Here is a 19959-nt window from a genome sequence, read left to right on the forward strand (position 1 = left end):
CGAGCCGGAGCACTCGGGGCGTGACAGCGTCATCGTGCGGCAAACCTCCCTCATGCGGGGCGGGACGCGGCTGCGTCGTTACCTGTGCAATCAGGTAAAAATATGGGGCCTTTTGTCAAGGCAAGTTTCCGATTCCCGGACAAAACGCTTTGTGCGCGCTGCCGCGGGTGGCCTGACATTGTTTTTTATCGTCTCGTCAAACGATTGCCTTATAAATGGGTTAGACGTGCCGCTCGGGGCGATGCGGCGTGTGAACGATGGACCAGCCGGACCGTTGGATGGGATGCAGTACAGGAACGGGACAGGGATACATTGGCAGCGGTGCAGCGACGTCGGGTGATTGCACGGCGAAGAGCGGAGAAAGCGGATCGGCCGGAGCTTCAGGGCTGGACCGCATGGAACGGTGCCCCCGCGCGGCGGAGCGGCTTCGCCGTTGCCGGGGGTATGCTCGCGATTGCGTTGTGCTGGCCGATCGATACCGTTCTCGGTGCCGACCCGCAGACCTACACCACCACCATCACGCCAACGGGTGAAGCCGAACTGGATGCCGCGATCAGCGCGTCATCCAGTCTGGTGTCTCTTCAGAAGACCCATGCCGTCAGCCCGTTCGCCCTGGCCGGCCGGATCCGCAACGATTACGGCCGGCTGCGCACCGCGCTGGAAAGCTACGGCTACTATGCCCCGGCGATCAAAATCACCGTGCGGACGCGTGGCGACAAGAATGCGGCGCCCGTTACCCCGATGGACGGAACCGATCCGCAACTGCCGGAATGGCTGCAGGCGATCCCCAAGGGGCAGGCCGTGCAGGTGACGATCACCCCAACCAAGGGCGAGATATTCCGCCTCGGCCACGTGACGATGGTGCGCGCATCCGGCGACGGAACCGGACCGGTTGTCCTGAACCCGCTCGAGACCAAGGCCCTGGGTGTGAAGTCCGGCCAGCCGGCCATCGCTTCCGACGTGCTGGCGGCGGCGGCAAGCCTGCAAATGGAGATGAAGGAAGAGGGGCACGCGCTGGCGCAGGTAGCCCCGCCGAAAGCGTGGCTGCGGCCGGAGACCCACACGCTGGATGTGGAATATACGGTGCGCAGCGGCCCGGTGGTGACCATCGGCGCGATCAGCCTCTCCGGCATGAAACGTACGCATCCGGCCTATATCGCACAGCGGATGACCATGCATCCCAACGACCTGTACCAGCCATCGCGGATCGAAGCCGCCCGGCAGGACCTGGCCGGGCTGGGGGTGTTTTCCGATGTTCAGGTCAATGACGCGCCGCCGCTTTCAGCAGGCAACCAGATGCCGCTGTCGCTGGATTTCAAGGAAGGCAAGGTGCGGACCGTGGCCGTGCAGGGCGGCTATTCCACCGATCTGGGCGGACGCGGCGGCGTAAGCTGGACGCATCGCAACATCTTCGGCAATGCCGAGCGCCTGCGCCTGACGGCACTGGTGACGGGCCTGGGTGGATCGGCCCAGCAGGGGCTGGGCTACGATGTCTATGCCGACCTGATGAAGCCGGATTTCGGCTCCCGAGACCAGAATCTCAGCGTGCGGGTCGAGGGCATCCGCCAGCTTCTCTATTCCTACCGGCAGACGGCGCTGCTGGTGCGGGCGGGCGTGGTGCGCAGACTGGGCCAGCGCTGGACCGTCTCGTTCGAAGGGCAGGCGGAACAGGAACAGATCGAACAGATGGGGTTGGTGAACGATTACACGATCATTTCGCTACCCCTGGGGGCGACCTATGACAGCACCGGCCTGAGCAACCCGATCGACCCGGCCACGCATGGTGTGCGGCTGGCCGCCAGCGTGACGCCATCGGCATCGCTGATCAATGGAACATCGTTCTTCACCATCATGCAGGCGAACGCCTCGACCTACTTCGACCTGACGCATCTCGGCATTTCACGTCCCGGTCGCAGCATCATCGCGGTGCGGGGGATCGTTGGCAGCGTGCAGGGGGCTTCGACCTTCGATATTCCGCCCGACCAGCGGCTGTATGCCGGTGGCAGCGCCACCGTACGCGGGTTCCGTTACCAGGGTGTCGGGCCGCAATTCGCGGGCAGCAAATATGCCATCGGCGGCACCTCGATGGATGCGGGATCGGTGGAATTCCGCCAGCGCTTCTTCCGCAGTTTCGGCGGGGCGCTGTTTGCCGATGCTGGGCAGGTCGGCACGGGCAGCCGGCCGTTTCAGGGCACGCTGCGGGTCGGGGCGGGTGCCGGCGTGCGGTACTATACGCCCATCGGCCCGGTACGCGTGGATATCGCCGTGCCGCTCAACCGGCCGAAGCGCGGCGATACGTGGGAACTCTATCTCGGTCTGGGGGAAACCTTCTGATGGCGCAGGAGACTCCGCCCCCTTCCGGCGGGCGCGCACGACGCTGGCCGCGGATCGTCGCCTGGACTCTTGGCCTGCTGGTCGGCGTGCCGCTGGCGGTGGTTGTGCTGGGCGTGGTAGCCATCCTGATCGTGGCCAATACCGGCTGGGGACGCCATTCCATTGCGCGCCAGACGGCCGAACTGACGGGTGGCGCGGTGACGCTGGAAGGCATTTCGGGCCGTTTCCCCGACGCGCTGCGCATTGCCCGGATCAACCTCAACGATCGCAAGGGAACGTGGCTCTCGATCGAGGGGCTGGAACTGGACTGGCGGCCGACTCATCTGCTGGCCCGACAGGCGCGCGTCGATCGGCTGTCGATCGCGCGGCTGGCCATTCCGCGCCTCCAGGCGGAAAGCGGGACGAAGTCCACCAAGAGTAGCAATGGCAGCAGTTTCGACCTGGGGATCGACCTGCGCGCCGTCCATGTCGGACGGATCGAGGTCGGCGCCGCCATCGCGGGCAGCGATGCCGCATTCTCGCTCGACGGCAATGCGCGTCTGACTCATCTCGCACCGGTGCTGGATGGGCTCAGCGTGGCGACGCTCCCCACGGCCGCGATCGACCTGAACCTGAAGCGTCTGGATCGCGTCGGGGCTCTGGCCCTGCGGACGCAGATCGTGCCGGGGCGCCTCGGACTGCACCTGACGGCGGACGAAGGGCCAGGCGGCTTCGCCAGCGCGTCGGGCCTGGAAACGCTTGATCCATTGCATCTGGCCCTCGACCTTGATGGTCCGAGGAACGCGAACACCCTGGCGTTCACGCTGAAAGCTGGAATTATATCTTCCAATATCAATGGGATAATTGATTTTATAAATGTAAAATCGAAGCTCTCTATCATGGCGCGTGCGCCCCGTACGACCGTGCGTGACGGGATCGGCTGGCAGGCTCTCGCCTTGGACGCGCATCTCTCGGGCGATGTGCATCATCCGGTCGGCGAAGGCCATCTGACGCTCGACCAGCCGATGGCGGCAGGTGTGGCGGCCAACCGGATCGCGGTCGATTTCGAGGGACATGAGGCGACCGGCGGCCGGCCTTCCGACGCCCATCTGCATGCCGCGGTCAACGCGCTGTCGATCCCAGGCAGTCATCCCGCCCTGTTCGCCGCCGCGCCGCTGACGCTGGATCTGTCCCTGCATCCCGATGACGCAGGTTGGCCCCTGGATGTGCGACTGGATCACACGCTGCTGCATCTGGCGGGGCAGATGATGACGGCAACGCCATCGCATGGAACATTCGATCTCAACGTGCCGGCGCTGGCGCCCCTCGCGAGTGCGGGCGGGACCGATCTGGAGGGCCACCTTGGCCTGCATGGCGCGTTTGCGATGCCAGTGCGGCCCGGCGACGCGATGACGCTGGCGCTGGATGGCCCGCTGGCGATTACCGGGGGCCTTCGGCAGGCGGTGTCGCTGATCGGTGCCGATGGCAAACTCTCTCTGCGCGCGTCCATGCTGAGCGCGGTTGGCGACCATCCCGGTCTTTTGCGGATCGACCGGCTGGCGCTGGATGGGCAGGCCGTGCACCTGGCAGTTTCGGGCAGCCGGTCGGCCGCTCCGGCGGCAGACCCGGTCACGGGCGGAAAGACGGGCGCCGCGATCGATGCGACCGCGAAACTGGCGATCGATGATATGCAGCGTGCGTCACCGGCCATGCGCGGGCAGGCGGGACTGACGCTGGCGATCAACGGGCCGATGACCGATTTCTCGGCCACCGCCCATCTCGAAGGGCAACTGGGCACGAAGGACATGCCGGCCGGCCCGCTCATGCTGGACGCAGTCTTTCATCACCTGCCCACGCATCCGCAGGGCACCCTCATGGCCAAGGGGACGTTGGACGCCGCCCCGCTGTCGATCGCTGCGGATCTGGAACAGGACCCGCAGGGGCGGCGGACCATCGACCTGGCGCATCTGGACTGGAAAAGCCTGTCGGGTAGCGGGCATCTGGTACTGAACCCGCATCGGGTCACGCCGCTTGGCACGCTGGATGTGCAGATGGACCGGCTGGCCGATCTGTCGCGCCTTGTGGGCCAGCCGGTATCCGGCTCACTGAAGGCGTCGATCCGCACATCCGATCCTGCTTCCGACGACGGACCGAACGCGAAGCCGCCGGTCGTTACGGTCGCTGTCGACGGCGCGCTGGCCAGTGCGCAGGCGCGTCTGCGCAGCCTGTCTCTGGCCGGTACCGTGACCGACCCGCTGGGAACGACGCTGACCGACATGACATTGCGGCTGGATGGGGTATCGGCGCCCAATGTGGCGGGAGATGTCCGGGTGACGGCGCGCGGACCGCGCGATGCGATGGCGATCGGCACCAATGCGACGTTCCAGGCCCTGGCCGGTGCTCCGGCAGCGCTGGCCACCACCCTGGTCGTGGATACGCCGGCGCAGTCGGTCACCATCCGGTCGCTGGAAGCCAATGCAAGGGGAGAGGCGGTCCGGCTGACGGCGCCGGCGCGGATCGGGTTCGGCAAGGCGATCGGCGTCGATCACCTGCGCCTGACGCTGGCGCCCCCTGGCGTGGCGCCGGCCAGGATCGACGTGGCGGGTACCGTGAAGCCGGCACTGGGCCTGACGGCGACGGTTGATAATCTGACGCCCGCCATCGCCCGGCCTTTCATGCCGTCGCTTCGGGCGGACGGGACGATCAGTGCCCGGGCCAATTTGCGCGGTACAACGGCCAAGCCCGAGGGTACGGTCAGCGTAACGGCGCGGGGACTGGCCTATCATAGCGATTTCAGCGGCGCGCTGCCGCCGCTGAACCTGGATGCGACTGCGCAATTGTCGGGCACTCAGGCACGGGTCGATGCCTCGGCGCATGCCGGATCTCTGCTCGACCTTGCGGTGAAGGGAACGGTGCCCACCGGCTCGGCTGGCACCATGGGCGTGCAGGCCGATGGCCATGTCGATCTTTCAGCGGCCAATGCCTATCTCGGCGCGCAGGGGCGGCAGGTCGAGGGGATCGCGCGCCTGTCCATCGCACTTCGCGGTGCGCTGTCGGCGCCGAAGGCCTCCGGAACCGTGACCCTGACCGGCGGTCAGGTGCATGATTATGCTCAGGGGATCCAGCTTTCGAACATGAAGGGAACGATCATCGCGCAGGATGACCGGCTGACGATCGATAATCTGTCGGCCACGGCGGGGCCGGGCAGTATCGGTGTCAGCGGAACGCTGGGGGCCTTCCAGCCGGGCCTGCCCATCGATCTGCGGATCACGGCGAAGAACGCCCGCCCTCTGGCCAGCGATCTGGTCACGGCGCAGATCAACGCGGACATGACCGTCAAGGGCGCGCTGGCCTCCCGCATCGACGTGGCGGGGCAGGTCGTCATCCCGCATGCCGAGATCAATATCCCCAGTTCATTGCCGCCATCGATCGCGACCCTGGATGTGATTCGCCCCGGCGACAAGCCGCCGCCATCGGATGCCGAGAAGGTCGACAGGTTCATGGTCGGGCTTGATGTCACCGCATCCTCGCCGGGCCAGATGTTCGTGCGGGGGCATGGGCTGGATGCCGAAATGAGCGGCCGGCTCCATGTCGGCGGAACGGCCGATGCCCCCGACATCGCCGGCGGGTTTACGATGCGGCGCGGCAGTTTCAATCTGGGCGGGGTGTCGCTGGAATTCACGAAGGGCCGGGTGGCCTTCAACGGTTCGGGCGTAACCCAGGCGATCGACCCCACGCTGGATTTCGAGGCCGAACGTGCGACCGCCGCCGGCACGGCGAAGCTGATCGTCGGCGGCTATGCCAGCGCGCCCAAGATCAGTTTTTCCTCCACGCCACCGCTGTCGCAGGACCAGATCATGGCGATCCTGCTGTTCGGCACCGATGCGCAATCGCTTTCGACCACCCAGATGGCCGAGATGGCGGCGGCCGTCGCGACCCTGACGGGCGGATCGGCATTCGATCCGCTGGGCAAAGTGCGGAGCACGCTGGGGCTGGACCGGCTGCAACTGACCGGCGGATCGGGCGTCGGCAAGGGAAACGGCACCAGCGTGGAGGCGGGCAAATACGTGATGCGCGGCGTTTATGTCGGTGCGAAACAGGCCACCAGCGGATCGGGCACGCAGGCGCAGGTGCAGGTCGACCTGACACGCCGCCTGAAGTTGAATACGACCGTAGGCACCGGCGGCAACGTCACCGGCTTCACCACTCCGGAGAACGATCCCGGCAGCAGTATCGGCCTGTCCTATCAGTTCAATTATTGAGGGTGTGGGCCCGTCGGGACATCGGCATTGCGGGTTGCCCGTCGTGCCGGCCGAAGGCCCACGACTGGGCATCGCCGACCGAAAGCCCTATTCCGTGGCTCGTCGGCAAGAGTACTATGGCCGAAAGACAGGATTCGTCTGCCCCGGCAATTCTCACGATTGCTATGAATTGAGGACTTGATGAAAATCGCGGTTGCGGGTCTCGGCTATGTCGGTTTGTCGAACGCCATTCTCCTCGCGCAACACCATGACGTAACGGCGGTCGATATCAGTTCCGCGCGCGTCGAGAAGGTGAACGCGCGCATTTCGCCGCTCATCGACAAGGAAATCGAGGATTTCCTCACCAATGAACGGCTTTCGCTGAAGGCGACGTCCGATCCCGTCGCGGCGTATCGCGATGCCGATTTCGTCATCGTCGCCACCCCCACAAATTACGATATAGAGACCAGCCACTTCGACACGTCCTCCGTGGAGGCTGTGGTCTCGGACGTCATCGCGCTGAACAGATCCGCGACGATCGTTATCAAATCGACGATCCCGGTGGGCTTCATCGAAGGTCTTCGTGCGCGAATGGAGACCGATCAGGTGATCTTTTCGCCCGAATTCCTGCGGGAAGGCCGTGCGCTATACGATAATCTGCATCCCTCGCGAATCATCGTGGGCGAGCGCAGCGAACGCGCCCGCGTTTTCGCGGATCTGCTGATCGAAGGAGCCGTGGAAAAGGATATCCCCGTTCTCCTCACTGACCCCTCCGAGGCTGAGGCCATCAAGCTCTTCGCGAATACCTATCTCGCATTACGCGTGGCCTTCTTTAACGAGCTCGACAGCTATGCTCTCGCCCGTGCCCTGGACCCCCGCCAGATCATCGATGGTGTCTGCCTCGATCCGCGGATCGGGCAACATTACAATAATCCGTCCCTGGGCTATGGCGGCTACTGCCTCCCCAAGGATACGAAGCAGCTTCTCGCCAATTACGACCAGGTCCCGCAGAACCTGATCTCGGCAGTGGTCGATGCAAACCGTACCCGCAAGGACTTCCTCGCGGAGCGGGTCATCGCGATGAAGCCCACGATTGTCGGTATCTATCGGCTGGTGATGAAGGCCGGCTCGGACAATTTCCGGCAGAGTTCGATCCAGGGGATCATGAAACGCATCAAGGCCAAGGGGATCGAAGTCATCGTCTACGAGCCCAGTATGCAGGATGACCGCTTCTTTGGCTCGCGCGTTGTGCACGACCTCGCAGAGTTCAAGGCGCTTAGCGACGTGATCGTGGCGAATCGCCGCACCAGGGACCTCGCCGATGTTGAGGGCAAGGTTTTCACACGTGATGTCTTCGGTGCGGACTGAAACGTACGGGAAGGATTATCAAGGATAAGGGACCGCTTCTTCCGCCCGTGGGACGGCCCGGATTCGACGTCAGGCAACCTTGCTGTTTTAAGAACCGAGTTGTTGTGCCTGTTGTAACAGACTATGCGAGGTCGCCTATGACGACAGGGGGATGGAGATGATCGATCCGTTTTCATGGCTTGCCGGATGGATCCAGGAAAACTGGCTGATCCCGATCCTCTACCATTTCGGGTGGATGGAGTGGGAGGACACATCCTTCCTCTGGGCAATGTTTGCGATCTACGGCGTATTGCAGGTCGTGCTGAACCTTGCGATCTGCATGCCGCTGGAACGGTTCTGGCCCCTGCGGCAATGGGAGAACCGCGACAATGTGACCATGGACATCGTCTATACCCTGATCGCGCGCATCGGCCTGTTTCCGCTGGTGACGTTCTTCGGCTTCTACGAAATCCAGACCTGGTTGAACGGGGTCCTGACCGACCATGGCTATATTCCGCCGACGCTGGAAAGCGTATTTCCACGCCTGATGGACTGGCCGATCGTCACGTTCTTCCTGTATGCGGTGATCCTGGATTTCGCCGAATATGTTCGCCACCGGTTGTCGCATGTCTTCGGCTGGTGGTACGGGTTGCACGCCCTGCATCATGCACAGACGCAGATGACCTTCTGGTCGGATGACCGGAATCATCTGCTCGATGATGTCACGTCCTATGTCTGGGCGATTGCCGTCGGGCTGCTGATCGGCGTGCCGCCGCTGCAATTCCCGTTGCTGATCCTGTTCCTGTGCCTGGTCGAGAGCCTGTCGCATGCCAATACGCGGGTCGGGTTCGGCTGGCTGGGTGAGCGGATCCTGGTCTCTCCGCATTTCCACCGTGTGCATCACGGCCTGCGCTCTGCCGGCCGACGCTCATGCAATTATGGTGCGGTCTTTCCCTGGTGGGACATGATGCTGAGAACGGCGAATTTCTCGCACAATGTGGTGGAAACCGGCGACCCGAAGGCCGAACCGGCACTGGTCAGCGGTGGCTGGCTGGCACAGCAGAAAGCGGGGCTGCTTCTGTCATGGCGTCTGGCAACCCGTCGCTGGCGGCGAGCCGAAACACGCTCGCCGGCGACCACGGGGCCAGGCGGAGCATGAACATATAGTCTTTAAGGTCCGGCCCCGACGGGTGATATCATCGGGGCCGGGAAGGATCAGGCAGCCTTCATCGCCGCCGTCAGGGATTCCAGGACCGCAGTCGGTTCCTTGCCTTCCAACACGGCGACTTCGGCCACGAAGCGTTCCTGCGCCGCTTCGAAAAGCTTGCGTTCGCTGAAGCTGCCATCCAGGCTGTCGACATTGCGGCGCAGGTCGCGCAGCACTTCGGCGATCTGGACCAGATCACCGGAATTGATCTTTTCCTGATAGGCGACGGCGCGACGGGCCCACATACCGCGGCTGACATGCGGCTTGCCTTTGATGATCGCCATGGCCTTGTCCACGATCTCGCGCGAGACGATCTTGCGGAGGCCGGCCTTGCGCGCCTTGGTCAGCGGGATACGCAGCGTCATCTGGTTGCCGGGGAACGAAATCTGGATCATTTCCAGCTTGGTGCCCGCGATCTCGTCGATGCCGATGCGATCTACCCGTCCGACACCGTGGGCGGCGTAGACGATGGCATCGCCCTCGCGGAAGGGATCTTCGTCCTTGACCTTGGTCTTCGCCTGTGCGGCAGTTGTAGCAGCGGCAGTGCGAGCCATTGCGTCGGTCACACCGCCCTTGGGGGTCGTTCTGAACATGCTCATTTGACTAGTTATATCACATTTTTCCCATTCTGTCTCGATCCTCGGATCGTGCCGGCCCTGCGAAACGCTCAGAGCCTGGCCGGAAATGCGGGCTGCGGAGCGGCCGTGATGGCCGCGAACACCGACGCGCAGCAAACGCGCGTCGGATCGCCACCAGCGGCGGTTCCGGTCATGCTCTCAGGATAGCACGCCACGCACCGGCAGGATCGGGCCTTCGACGGGGATGTTGACCGGCTGCAGCAGGTCGATCTCGATCGTCCGGGCCATTGTCCGCATCGGCATGGCGTGGGGCGAATTGTCGAACGGGTCCTGCAGGTCGCTGCCGATCTTGTCCAGTGCGACGAATAGCAGCCCGACCAGCGATGAGCCCAGGGGCGTGATCCACCCCAGGGTCTGCACCATCGACAGCGGCAGGATGATGCAGAACATGTTGGCCACCAGCCGGGGAATCAGCGAAAACTGAATAGCCAGCGGTGTATTGCGGATGCGCTCCAGCCCACCCTGGGCATTGGCCAGATCGGACAGGATGCGGTCGATCTGGCCGTGCACGGCACCGTCAATCTTCTGCCGCGCCACTTCCTCGTTCACTGCCAGTCCGATCTCATAAAGGATGGCATTCGGCTGATTGTTCCGGCCGACGATGGCTTTCCGCATCTCGGGGGGCAGCAGCCGCGCGATATCGGCCGAATCGTCCAGCCGACCAAGGGCGCTACGCAATGCGTAAGGATAAGCCGCCATGGCGCTGGCCAGATCCGGCCGGCCACCCAGCAGCGACCCGGCCTGCCGGCCGAACGAGCGACAATTGTTTGTAATCGCGCCCCACAGCGTCCGTGCTTCCCACCACCGTCCGTAGGCGGCATTGTTACGCACGCCGAGAAACAGCACGACGGCCGAGCCGAGAAGGGACACCGGCAGGGTCGGCTGTTCCATCCAATCCTGATGGAAGACCTGGAACATGACGACGACGAAGACGTCCCAGGCCCCAAGGAACGCCAATGTCAGCAGGCTTTCGCGCATCAGGATGAATAATCCGATCCGCCGGTCGACGGTCATCGATGTTTTCCCCTCTGGACATGCTGCATCCGTGCCGCCGAATGCGGCCAACCAATCCCATACTGACCGTGCGCCCGCGAAAGACAACAGTCTGAACGGAATGATGGATTTTGTGACAGTCGGGACATTCTCTGTCGCAAACCCGTCGGGCGGCATTGACCCTTTTAGAGATGCCACCCTTTATGATGCGATAATTCCAACGCACGATTCTGGAGAGGCACGATCATGGACGTAAGGGCGGCGGTCGCGTTCGAGGCTGGCAAGCCACTCGAAATCGAGACGGTACAGCTTGAGGGCCCCAAGGCAGGCGAGGTGCTGGTCGAAATCAAGGCCACCGGCCTGTGCCATACCGACAAATACACCCTGTCGGGTGCCGATCCGGAAGGGCTGTTTCCGGCCATCCTGGGGCATGAGGGTGCCGGCGTGGTGGTCGAGGTCGGACCGGATGTCAGGCACCTGAAGCCCGGCGACCATGTGATCCCGCTCTACACGCCCGAATGCCGGGAATGTAAATCCTGCCTCTCGCGCAAGACCAATCTCTGTACCGCCATCCGCGCGACCCAGGGCAAGGGGCTGATGCCGGACGGCACCAGCCGCTTTTCCTACAAGGGGCGGCCGATCCATCATTACATGGGCTGTTCCACCTTCGCGAATTACACGGTGCTGCCCGAAATCGCTCTGGCGAAGATCCGCCCCGACGCCCCGTTCGACAAGGTCTGCTATATCGGCTGCGGCGTTACCACAGGCATCGGCGCGGTGCTGTTCACCGCCAAGGTCGAGACCGGATCGACCGTGGTGGTGTTCGGCCTGGGCGGAATTGGGCTGAACGTCATCCAGGGTGCCAGGATGGTCGGCGCCGATATGATCGTCGGCGTTGACATCAATCCGGGCCGCGAGGAAATGGCGCGCAAGTTCGGCATGACCCATTTCGTCAACCCGAATGATCTCGGCCCCGATGGCGACGTGGTGGGGCATCTGGTCGAACTGACCGGCGGCGGTGCCGATTATTCCTTCGAATGCGTGGGCAACCCGACCCTGATGCGCCAGGCCCTGGAGTGTTCGCATCGTGGCTGGGGTGTTTCCACCATCATCGGCGTGGCCAGCGCGGGGCAGGAGATCAGCACCCGTCCGTTCCAGCTTGTGACCGGCCGTCGCTGGATCGGTTCGGCCTTCGGTGGGGCGCGCGGGCGCACCGACGTGCCGAAGATCGTGGACTGGTACATGGACGGCAAGATCGACATCGACAGCCTGATCACCCACACCCTGCCGCTGGAGAAGATCAACGAGGGCTTCGACCTGATGACGCGCGGCGAGAGCATCCGCACCGTCGTCGAGTTCTGAGCGTGGCGATCACCACCCGCGCCACCCATGCCTGCTGCGGCGGCACGCTCGGCTTCTACAGCCATCCGTCCGAAAGCCTGGGACTGGATGCGCGTTTCGCGGTCTTCATGCCCGATGGCGCATCGTCGGCGGCCCCGGTGCCGGTTATCCACCTGCTGGCCGGGCTGACCTGCACCGAGGAAACCTTCCTGATCAAGGCCAACGCGATACGCTTCGCGGCGGAATACCGGGTCGCGCTGGTGGCGACGGATACGTCGCCCCGAGGGGCCGGCATCGCCGGAGAGGACGACAGCTACGATTTCGGCAGCGGTGCGGGGTTCTACCTGGACGCGACGCAGGCGCCCTGGGCCGCCCATTACCGGATGGGCACCTACGTGGCCGAGGAACTGCCGGCTCTGACCGAGGCCAACTTCCCGCTGGACGGCACGCGGCGTGGCATCATGGGGCATTCGATGGGGGGCCACGGCGCGCTGGTACATGCGCTGCGTGCGCCCGATCGCTGGAAATCGGTTTCGGCCTTCGCCCCGATCGTCCATCCGGCAGCGGTCCCATGGGGAGAAAAGGCCTTTAGCGGATATCTGGGGCCGGACCGCGCGACCTGGGCCGCCCATGATGCGACGCTCCTGCTGCAAGCGGGCCGCACCCATCCGACGACCATCCTGGTGGACCAGGGTGAGGCGGACCAGTTCCTCGATGCGCAATTGCAGCCCTGGCATCTGGAGCAGGCCGCCAAGGCCGCCGGTCAGGAACTGATCCTGCGCCGTCACCCCGGTTACGATCATTCCTACTGGTTCATCCAGTCCTTCATTCAGGACCATCTGACCCATCACGCGGCGATTCTGTGCCGATAAAGCGAAAGAATGACATGACAATGGCCCATCGTGTGGCAAGCCATGCGCGCCTTGCGTTCGGCGGTCTCGTTCTGGCGGCCAGCATGGCTGCCTGCGCGCCGACGCCGGTTCCACCGACGCCCGTGCCGGTGGCGGCCAGCGTGATCAGCCCGCCCGCGCACGGTGATTTCGGCCATTATACGCTGGCGCTTACCTGGCAGCCCGGCTTCTGCGCCAGCGGGCCAGGCTGCCAGCCCGACCAGCCGAAAGCGCCGCTGATCGGCCTGCATGGCCTGTGGGCATCACGCCCTCAGCCGCTCATAACCGAGGGCGTACCCCCGCAGCGCTGGTGGGCCGCCGGATGCGACATCTACCCCGAGCATGAGGCCGCCACTCCCCTGGCGGTCAGCAGCGAGACGAAGCAGGCGCTGGACCAGACCGTAGCGCATCTTCCGCACAGTCTGGTCGACCACGAATATCACAAGCATGTCCAATGTTTCGGCATCCCCGCCGAAACGTTTTTCCATACCGCGCTGGAAATGCGCACCGTGGTCGCACAGTCCGATTTCGGCACTACCCTGCAGGCATGGCAGGGGCAGGTCGTGACCAAGGACGCGGTGATGCAGGCGTTTCATGGTGCGTTCCACACTGAAACGGACCGCGCCCTTCAGTTGCGCTGCGAGCATGATCATGCCGGCCGTGAGGTGTTGACCCAGCTCTGGTTCACCCTGAAACGCGAGCGGGTGGCCGACTTCCCACGGGCCAGCGCGTTCTTCCGTGCGCCCGAAGCGCAGGACAATTGCCCCGCGCAGTTCCTCGTTCCGGGCTGGTGAGATCGAGAGGTTCACCGAAAACTGCCGCTGCCGGGCCAAGGGCGGCCCGGTAGCGGCACTGTGTAACCAGCCTCTTATTCGCCGATCAGGTGCAGGATAATCTGCCGGCGATGGGGCTGGCGGCGGTGCTCGAACAGATAGAGCCCCTGCCACAGGCCCAACACCGGTTGCCCGTCGGCAACCGGAATTGAAAGCTGGGTCTGGGTCAGCATGCTCCGCAGGTGGGCGGGCATGTCATCCGGGCCTTCATCGTCATGGATGTAACGGCCCGGCGCTTCGGGGACGAGCGCCTCGAAGAAACGTCTGATATCCTCACGCACCGTCGGGTCTGCGTTTTCCTGCACCGTCAGCGATGCCGACGTATGCTGGCACCAGATCGTCAGCAGGCCGGTCTCGATCCCGGTCTCCGCCACCCATTGCCGCGCCGCATCGGTAAACATCACCAGCCCCTTGCCATGGGTCGGGATGTCGAGGCGATGCAGGGCCTGGCGCATGGTATCGTGTTCCTATTTCAGAAAGCCCACGAGACGCTCGGCCTCGCTGACGATCGGTTCGGCGATCTCCGTTGCCCGCGCCGCGCCGTCGCGCAGCACCGCGCGCAGATGGTCCGGTGCTTCCAGCAGGCGTCGGGTCTCGTCGGCAATCGGCACAACATTCTGGACCAGCACTTCGGTCAGCGCCGTCTTGAATGGACCGAAGCCCTCGCCGCCATGGCGCGCCAGCACTTCGGCCGCCGTGATGCCGGCGAGGGCCGCGTAGATATCGACCAGATTGCGGGCCTCGGGTCGGTCCTGCAAGCCGGCCGGCTCGGAGGGCAGGGGCTCGGGATCGGTCTTGGCGCGGCGGATCTTCAGCGCGATCGCGTCGGCATCGTCGGTCATCTCGATCCGGCTTTGGGCCGACGGATCGGATTTGGACATCTTCTTCGTCCCGTCGCGCAGGCTCATGATCCGTGCGGCGGCAGGCGGGATCAGCGGTTCGATCGCCGGGAAGAAATCCACGCCGTAATCATGGTTGAATTTCTGCGCGATGTCGTTGGCGAGTTCCAGATGCTGGCGCTGGTCGTCACCGACCGGCACCCGTGTCGCCTTGTAGGCCAGGATGTCGGCGGCCATCAGGTTGGGATAGACATACAGGCCGGCCGAGTGGTTCTCGCGGTCCTTGCCTGCCTTGTCCTTGAACTGGGTCATGCGATTGAGCCAGCCGAGGCGCGACACGCAATTGAAGATCCAGCCCAACCGTGCATGGGCGCTGACGGCGGATTGATTGAACAGGATATGGGCCTTCGGGTCGATGCCGGCGGCCAGCAGTACGGCGGTCTGGGCCAGCGTCTGCTGACGCAGCGCCTCCGGATCCTGCCACACCGTGATGGCATGCAGATCCACGAGGCAGAAGACACACTCGTGATCGGCCTGCAACCCGACCCAGTTGCGGATCGCGCCCAGATAATTGCCCAACTGCGGAATACCGGTCGGCTGAATGCCGGAGAATATGCGTTGCATGAGGGTTCTTTTCAGGCGTCGGACCCGATCCGGTCAAGCCGGTCATCGATCACGACATCCGGGTTTCAGGGCAATGGATGGGCGTGGTCCAGCGCCCGCCGTTCGTCCGCCACACGGGAGGGCCCGAGGGATTGCGCACGCTGCGCCGCGACCTCGCTGGAGGCGAAGACGGGCGGGTCTGCCTGGCCGCCGCTGGCGGAGAGATAGGTCAGGATCGCCGCGATCTCGGTATCGGAAAGACGACGGAAGGACGGCATGGAGAAATTGTAGCGTCCGCCATTGGCGACCAGCGGCCCGTTCAAGCCGTTCAGCAGCACATCGACCAGATAATGCCGCCCCTCCGGCGTACGGGCGATCCGGTCGATCCGCCCGGTCAAAGGCGGAATTTCCCCCAGCATGCCTTCACCGCCATGATGGCAGATTCCGCAATTGGTCCGATAGCGCGCCTGGCCGAGATTATGGCGCGACGAACACCCCGCCAATGCCAGCAGGCCCAGAAGACCCGCGACGAATGGGGCGAGGGGACGTCCGCGCCGTATCATGCGCACCGACGCGGCTCCTGCGCTTACTGTTTCGAGACGCCCAGAAGCTGGATCTTGAAGATCAGCGGGCTGTCGGCAGGGATGATGCCCATCGAGCGATGGCCGTAGCCCAATTCGGGCGGCACATAGAGCATCCAGGTATCACCCACATGCATCATCGGCAGGGCTTCCATCCAGCCTTTGATGACGCCGTCCAGCGGCATCTGCATATAGGCCCCCTTGCCGTGCTGGTCGGAACTGTCGAAGATTCCGCCCTCGGGCAGGCGACCTTCGTAGATCACCATCATTCCGTCGCCGACCGAGGGGCTCTGTCCGTCCTTGGGACCGCTCTCCAACACCTTGTAGGCCAGGCCGTCGGGCAGGCTCTTCACGCCAGGCTGAGCCCGCATCTTGGCCATGAACTGCTCGGGCGTCATGTCCGGCTTGGATTCCTCGGGGCGTGCGCCGCACGCCGCCAGCGACAGGGCCGTCGCGGAAGCCAGAAGGAGGGAAGTGACGCGGGACAGACGTTTCATGACACCTCGGTTTGGCGGAAATGAAAAGGCAGGAAAGGGACGTCGCGCTTACAGCGCGCCGCCCCGGCGTCCGATCTGCGCCCCCAGGCGCAGGCGGAGCGCATTCAGCTTGATGAAGCCCTGGGCATCGGCCTGATTGTAGGCGCCCTCGTCATCCTCGAAGGTCACGACGCGGGTGTCGTACAGGCTGTTGGGGCTTTCGCGACCGACGCAGATCACGTTCCCCTTGTAGAGCTTCAGCCGCACGCGACCGGTCACCGAATGCTGGCTCTCGTCGATCAGGGCCTGAAGCATCCGGCGCTCGGGCGAGAACCAGAAGCCGTTATAGATGATTTCGGCATAGCGGGGCATCAGGCTGTCCTTCAGGTGCCCGGCCTCGCGGTCCAGCGTGATGGATTCCATGCTGCGATGCGCCGCCAGCAGAATGGTGCCGCCCGGCGTTTCGTAGATGCCGCGCGACTTCATGCCGACGAAGCGGTTTTCCACCAGGTCCAGCCGGCCGATGCCGTTGGCCTTGCCCAGTTCGTTCAGCCGCGTCAGCAGCGTGGCCGGGGACAGGGTCACCCCATTCAGCGCCACCGGATCGCCGGAGACGAAATCGATCGCGATCTCGGTCGCCACATCCGGTGCGGCCTCGGGCGAGATGGTGCGCTGGAACACGATTTCGTCTGGCCCCACGGCCGGGTCTTCCAGCAGCTTGCCCTCGGAGGACGAATGCAGAAGGTTGGCATCGACCGAGAACGGGGCTTCGCCGCGCTTGTCCTTGGCGATGGGAATCTGATGTTCCTCGGCGAAAGCCAGCAGACGGGTGCGCGAGGTCAGGTCCCACTCCCGCCACGGCGCGATCACCGTCACGTCGGGCTTCAGCGCGTAATAGGCCAGTTCGAAGCGCACCTGGTCGTTGCCCTTGCCGGTCGCGCCATGGGCGACGGCGTCGGCCCCGACCGCCTCGGCGATCTCGATCTGGCGCTGGGCGATCAGCGGGCGGGCGATCGAGGTGCCCAGCAGATACTGGCCCTCGTACAGCGTGTTGGCGCGGAACATCGGAAAGACGAAGTCCTTCACGAAAGTCTCGCGCAGATCCTCGACGAAGATCTCCTTCACGCCGAACATTTCGGCCTTCTTGCGCGCCGGCTCCAGTTCCTCGCCCTGGCCCAGATCGGCCGTGAACGTCACGACCTCGCAACCATAGGTGGTCTGCAACCAGCGCAGAATCACGGACGTATCGAGACCACCCGAATAGGCGAGCACGACCTTCTTGACGTCCTTTGCGGCCATGGAACGGGATCTCCTGTCGTCGAATCTGAAAAGGTGAAAAGAGTGCGGGCGGCAGAGCGCCTGATCCCCGCGTCCTAGCATTGGATGAAGGATGGTGCCAGCGGGGGAGCCGCCTGAAATGCAGGCGCTCCCCCGCTGCGATGTCAGGCCGGCAGGCTGCGGCGTTCGCGCTGGCTTTCGGTGCGCAATTGTCCGCACGCGGCCAGGATGTCGCGGCCGCGCGGCATGCGGATGGGCGAGGCGAAGCCGGCATCCATCACGATCTGGGCGAATTTGGCCAGTTGCTCGCGCGTCGAGGGCCGGTAGTCGCTGCCGGGCCAGGGGTTGAACGGGATCAGGTTGACCTTGGCGGGAATGCCGGCGATCAGCCGAACCAGTTCGCGGGCGTCGGCCTCGCTGTCATTCACGCCGCGTAGCATGATGTATTCAAACGTGATGCGCCGGGCATTGCTGGCGGCGGGGTAGCGCCGGCAGGCGGCGATCAGTTCCTCGATGGGATATTTGCGATTCAGCGGCACGATCTCGTCGCGCAGATCGTTGCGCACGGCGTGCAGCGAGATCGCGAGATTGATCCCCAGTTCCGATCCGCATTGATCCATCATCGGCACCACGCCGGAGGTGGAGAGGGTGATGCGGCGGCGCGACAGGCCGATGCCCTCGCCATCCATGACGATCTTCATCGCCTTGGCGACGTTTTCGTAATTATACAGCGGCTCGCCCATGCCCATCAGCACGATGGTCGAGAGCAGACGCGGGGTCTCGCCTCGGGGGCTGGGCCATTCGCCATAGCTGTCACGCGCCGCCATGAACTGGCCGACGATTTCGGCCGCGCCCAGATTGCGCACCAGCTTCTGCGTGCCCGTGTGGCAGAAAGTGCAGGAGAGCGTGCAGCCGACCTGCGACGAGATGCAGACGGCACCACGATCCTCGCGCCGGTCGGGGATATAGACGGTCTCGGCTTCTTGCCCATCGCGGAAACGGAAGAGGAACTTGCGGGTCTCGTCGTTCGAGGTCTGGACTGTCGTGGCTTCGGGCCGGCCGATGACGAATCGTTCGGCCAGCTTGGCCTGTAACGGCTTGGCGATCGAACTCATCCGCGCGAAATCCGTCACGCCCTGATGATAGAGCCAGTGCCAGATCTGCTTGGTGCGGAAGGGTTTCTCGCCGATCGCGACCAGCGCATCGGTCAGTTCCTCACGCGACAGGCCGACCAGATCGCGCCGTCCGTCCGGCAACATGCCGGTCGGCGGGGCGAACAGGGCCGATTTCGCCAGGATACGCTGGCGCTCGACCTCGGTGAGCGAGGCGGCGAGGCCGGTCTCTGCGGGGGGCTGGGGCGCGTGAGCGGAAACGGCGGTCATGAACGGCTACTCATCGGACAGGCGCCGCGCGTATTCGCGGCACGAATGGGCTGAATCCGCGCTGCCTAACACATCCGAATGGAAAAAGGGGAATTACTCTGCGTCGCGCCGCGCCGCGATCAGAAATTCGCGGTTGCCCTCGGGGCCGGTAATCGGGCTGGGCTCGACCCCAAGCACGGTCCAGCCGGGCAGGGCGGACCACCATTCCTGGATCATGGCGCAGACCGCCTCATGCACGGCCGGGTCGCGCACTACACCCTTGGCGCCCACGGCTTCACGGCCGGCCTCGAACTGCGGCTTGATCAGCGCCACGGCCCAGGCACCCGGCCGGCACAGGGCCAGACCGGCCGGCAGGACCGTACGCAGGCCGATGAAGCTGGCATCGCAGACCAGCACATCGATTGGGTCCGGGATGGTTTCCGCATCCAGCGTGCGGGCATTGCATTTTTCCAGCACCACCACGCGCGGGTCACTGCGCAGCTTCCATGCCAGTTGCCCATGCCCGACATCGACGGCAAAGACCTTCGCGGCCCCGTGCGTGAGCAGCACATCGGTAAAACCGCCGGTCGAGGCCCCGACATCGAGCGCCACGGCGCCCGCCGGGTCCAGGCCGAAATGCTCCAGTGCATGGGCCAGCTTCACGCCGCCGCGCGAGACCCAGGGATGATCCTGCCCCTTCAGCAGCAGCGGAGCATCCTCGGGTAATTGCTCACCGGCCTTGGCCACGCGCCTGTCGCCCGTATAGACCACCCCGGCCAGGATCAGCGCCTGGGCGCGGGCACGGCTTTCTACCATGCCCCGATCGACCAGCATCTGATCCGCACGCTGCTTGGCCATGTTCGCTGCCGCCGGATCAGGCCGTCTGCTGCGACGATGCAACACCCAGAGCGTGCAGGGCGGTTGCTGCGATGGCGGTGGCGTCGAGGCCTGCCTCGCGATACTGGGCGTCCTGCGTGTTGTGGTCGATGAAGCGGTCGGGGAGCGTCATCGGGCGGAA

Annotated in this window: 16 protein-coding genes; 7 read left to right on the forward strand and 9 right to left on the reverse strand. The window is 64.4% G+C overall.

What is annotated here, in order from left to right:
• Positions 1–444 precede the first annotated feature (444 nt).
• The 4 genes from C7453_RS08225 (at position 445) to C7453_RS08240 (ending at position 9060) form a co-directional block, all read left to right on the forward strand.
• Positions 445–2334 carry an autotransporter assembly complex protein TamA gene (locus C7453_RS08225; protein ID WP_114727025.1) on the forward strand — a complete coding sequence of 630 codons (1890 nt, stop codon included), beginning with the start codon at positions 445–447 and terminating at the stop codon, positions 2332–2334.
• Complete coding sequence (locus tag C7453_RS08230) at positions 2334–6575, forward strand: translocation/assembly module TamB domain-containing protein (protein WP_114727026.1); 4242 nt, start codon at positions 2334–2336, stop codon at positions 6573–6575. The genes C7453_RS08225 and C7453_RS08230 overlap by 1 nt, the downstream gene beginning before the upstream one ends.
• A gap of 180 nt (positions 6576–6755) precedes the next feature.
• Positions 6756–7922, forward strand: a complete 1167-nt coding sequence (locus C7453_RS08235) for a nucleotide sugar dehydrogenase (RefSeq protein WP_114727027.1) — start codon at positions 6756–6758, stop codon at positions 7920–7922.
• A gap of 157 nt (positions 7923–8079) precedes the next feature.
• On the forward strand, positions 8080–9060 hold the full coding sequence (locus C7453_RS08240) for a sterol desaturase family protein (RefSeq protein ID WP_114727095.1): 981 nt from the start codon (positions 8080–8082) through the stop codon (positions 9058–9060).
• A gap of 56 nt (positions 9061–9116) precedes the next feature.
• Here C7453_RS08240 and C7453_RS08245 read toward each other — a convergent pair whose 3' ends face one another.
• Complete coding sequence (locus C7453_RS08245) at positions 9117–9707, reverse strand: CarD family transcriptional regulator (protein ID WP_114727028.1); 591 nt, start codon at positions 9705–9707, stop codon at positions 9117–9119.
• 177 nt (positions 9708–9884) lie between these two features.
• A complete protein-coding gene (locus tag C7453_RS08250) occupies positions 9885–10760 on the reverse strand; it encodes a bestrophin family protein (protein ID WP_114727029.1) in 876 nt (291 codons plus the stop codon).
• Positions 10761–10985: 225 nt separating this feature from the next.
• Between C7453_RS08250 and C7453_RS08255 the strand changes: the two genes are divergently transcribed.
• From C7453_RS08255 to C7453_RS08265, 3 genes are read left to right on the forward strand one after another with little or no spacing between them, the layout of a single operon-like run.
• Positions 10986–12101 (forward strand): S-(hydroxymethyl)glutathione dehydrogenase/class III alcohol dehydrogenase, encoded by a 1116-nt coding sequence (locus C7453_RS08255; RefSeq protein ID WP_114727030.1) that lies wholly within the window; start codon positions 10986–10988, stop codon positions 12099–12101.
• A gap of 2 nt (positions 12102–12103) precedes the next feature.
• Positions 12104–12952, forward strand: coding sequence for an S-formylglutathione hydrolase (gene fghA / locus C7453_RS08260; protein ID WP_114727031.1), 849 nt, complete (start codon positions 12104–12106; stop codon positions 12950–12952).
• A gap of 14 nt (positions 12953–12966) precedes the next feature.
• Complete coding sequence (locus tag C7453_RS08265; protein WP_114727032.1) at positions 12967–13764, forward strand: ribonuclease T2 family protein; 798 nt, start codon at positions 12967–12969, stop codon at positions 13762–13764.
• 74 nt (positions 13765–13838) lie between these two features.
• Here the strand turns inward: C7453_RS08265 and C7453_RS08270 are convergent, their stop codons facing one another.
• The 7 genes from C7453_RS08270 to C7453_RS08300 form a co-directional block, all read right to left on the reverse strand.
• Positions 13839–14258 (reverse strand): secondary thiamine-phosphate synthase enzyme YjbQ, encoded by a 420-nt coding sequence (locus tag C7453_RS08270; RefSeq protein WP_114727033.1) that lies wholly within the window; start codon positions 14256–14258, stop codon positions 13839–13841.
• A gap of 12 nt (positions 14259–14270) precedes the next feature.
• Positions 14271–15266, reverse strand: coding sequence for a tryptophan--tRNA ligase (gene trpS / locus C7453_RS08275; protein WP_114727034.1), 996 nt, complete (start codon positions 15264–15266; stop codon positions 14271–14273).
• A 65-nt stretch (positions 15267–15331) separates the two neighbouring features.
• A complete protein-coding gene (locus tag C7453_RS08280; RefSeq protein WP_114727035.1) occupies positions 15332–15808 on the reverse strand; it encodes a c-type cytochrome in 477 nt (158 codons plus the stop codon).
• 23 nt (positions 15809–15831) lie between these two features.
• Positions 15832–16323, reverse strand: coding sequence for an FKBP-type peptidyl-prolyl cis-trans isomerase (locus C7453_RS08285; RefSeq protein ID WP_114727036.1), 492 nt, complete (start codon positions 16321–16323; stop codon positions 15832–15834).
• Between the two features lie 48 nt (positions 16324–16371).
• Positions 16372–17601, reverse strand: coding sequence for an argininosuccinate synthase (locus tag C7453_RS08290; RefSeq protein ID WP_114727037.1), 1230 nt, complete (start codon positions 17599–17601; stop codon positions 16372–16374).
• A 143-nt stretch (positions 17602–17744) separates the two neighbouring features.
• Entirely contained in the window at positions 17745–18962 is a 1218-nt protein-coding gene (gene rlmN, locus C7453_RS08295; protein ID WP_114727038.1) for a 23S rRNA (adenine(2503)-C(2))-methyltransferase RlmN, read from the reverse strand.
• A gap of 93 nt (positions 18963–19055) precedes the next feature.
• The gene (locus tag C7453_RS08300; RefSeq protein ID WP_114727039.1) at positions 19056–19799 is read right to left on the reverse strand and encodes a TlyA family RNA methyltransferase; all 744 of its coding nucleotides are present in this window, start codon (positions 19797–19799) and stop codon (positions 19056–19058) included.
• Positions 19800–19959 lie beyond the last annotated feature (160 nt).

Source organism: Gluconacetobacter liquefaciens (genome assembly GCF_003350405.1).
Lineage (GTDB): Bacteria > Pseudomonadota > Alphaproteobacteria > Acetobacterales > Acetobacteraceae > Gluconacetobacter > Gluconacetobacter liquefaciens.

Excerpts from the sequence above, each read along its gene's own strand:
- C7453_RS08300 (WP_114727039.1), bottom strand. The coding sequence starts at position 19,799 with ATGGCCAAGCAGCGTGCGGATCAGATGCTGGTCGATCGGGGCATGGTA.
- C7453_RS08255 (WP_114727030.1), top strand. The coding sequence starts at position 10,986 with ATGGACGTAAGGGCGGCGGTCGCGTTCGAGGCTGGCAAGCCACTCGAA.
- C7453_RS08250 (WP_114727029.1), bottom strand. The coding sequence starts at position 10,760 with ATGACCGTCGACCGGCGGATCGGATTATTCATCCTGATGCGCGAAAGC.
- C7453_RS08265 (WP_114727032.1), top strand. The coding sequence starts at position 12,967 with ATGACAATGGCCCATCGTGTGGCAAGCCATGCGCGCCTTGCGTTCGGC.
- rlmN (WP_114727038.1), bottom strand. The coding sequence starts at position 18,962 with ATGACCGCCGTTTCCGCTCACGCGCCCCAGCCCCCCGCAGAGACCGGC.
- trpS (WP_114727034.1), bottom strand. The coding sequence starts at position 15,266 with ATGCAACGCATATTCTCCGGCATTCAGCCGACCGGTATTCCGCAGTTG.
- C7453_RS08285 (WP_114727036.1), bottom strand. The coding sequence starts at position 16,323 with ATGAAACGTCTGTCCCGCGTCACTTCCCTCCTTCTGGCTTCCGCGACG.
- C7453_RS08280 (WP_114727035.1), bottom strand. The coding sequence starts at position 15,808 with ATGATACGGCGCGGACGTCCCCTCGCCCCATTCGTCGCGGGTCTTCTG.
- C7453_RS08230 (WP_114727026.1), top strand. The coding sequence starts at position 2,334 with ATGGCGCAGGAGACTCCGCCCCCTTCCGGCGGGCGCGCACGACGCTGG.
- C7453_RS08245 (WP_114727028.1), bottom strand. The coding sequence starts at position 9,707 with ATGAGCATGTTCAGAACGACCCCCAAGGGCGGTGTGACCGACGCAATG.
- C7453_RS08270 (WP_114727033.1), bottom strand. The coding sequence starts at position 14,258 with ATGCGCCAGGCCCTGCATCGCCTCGACATCCCGACCCATGGCAAGGGG.
- C7453_RS08235 (WP_114727027.1), top strand. The coding sequence starts at position 6,756 with ATGAAAATCGCGGTTGCGGGTCTCGGCTATGTCGGTTTGTCGAACGCC.
- C7453_RS08225 (WP_114727025.1), top strand. The coding sequence starts at position 445 with ATGCTCGCGATTGCGTTGTGCTGGCCGATCGATACCGTTCTCGGTGCC.
- C7453_RS08240 (WP_114727095.1), top strand. The coding sequence starts at position 8,080 with ATGATCGATCCGTTTTCATGGCTTGCCGGATGGATCCAGGAAAACTGG.
- C7453_RS08290 (WP_114727037.1), bottom strand. The coding sequence starts at position 17,601 with ATGGCCGCAAAGGACGTCAAGAAGGTCGTGCTCGCCTATTCGGGTGGT.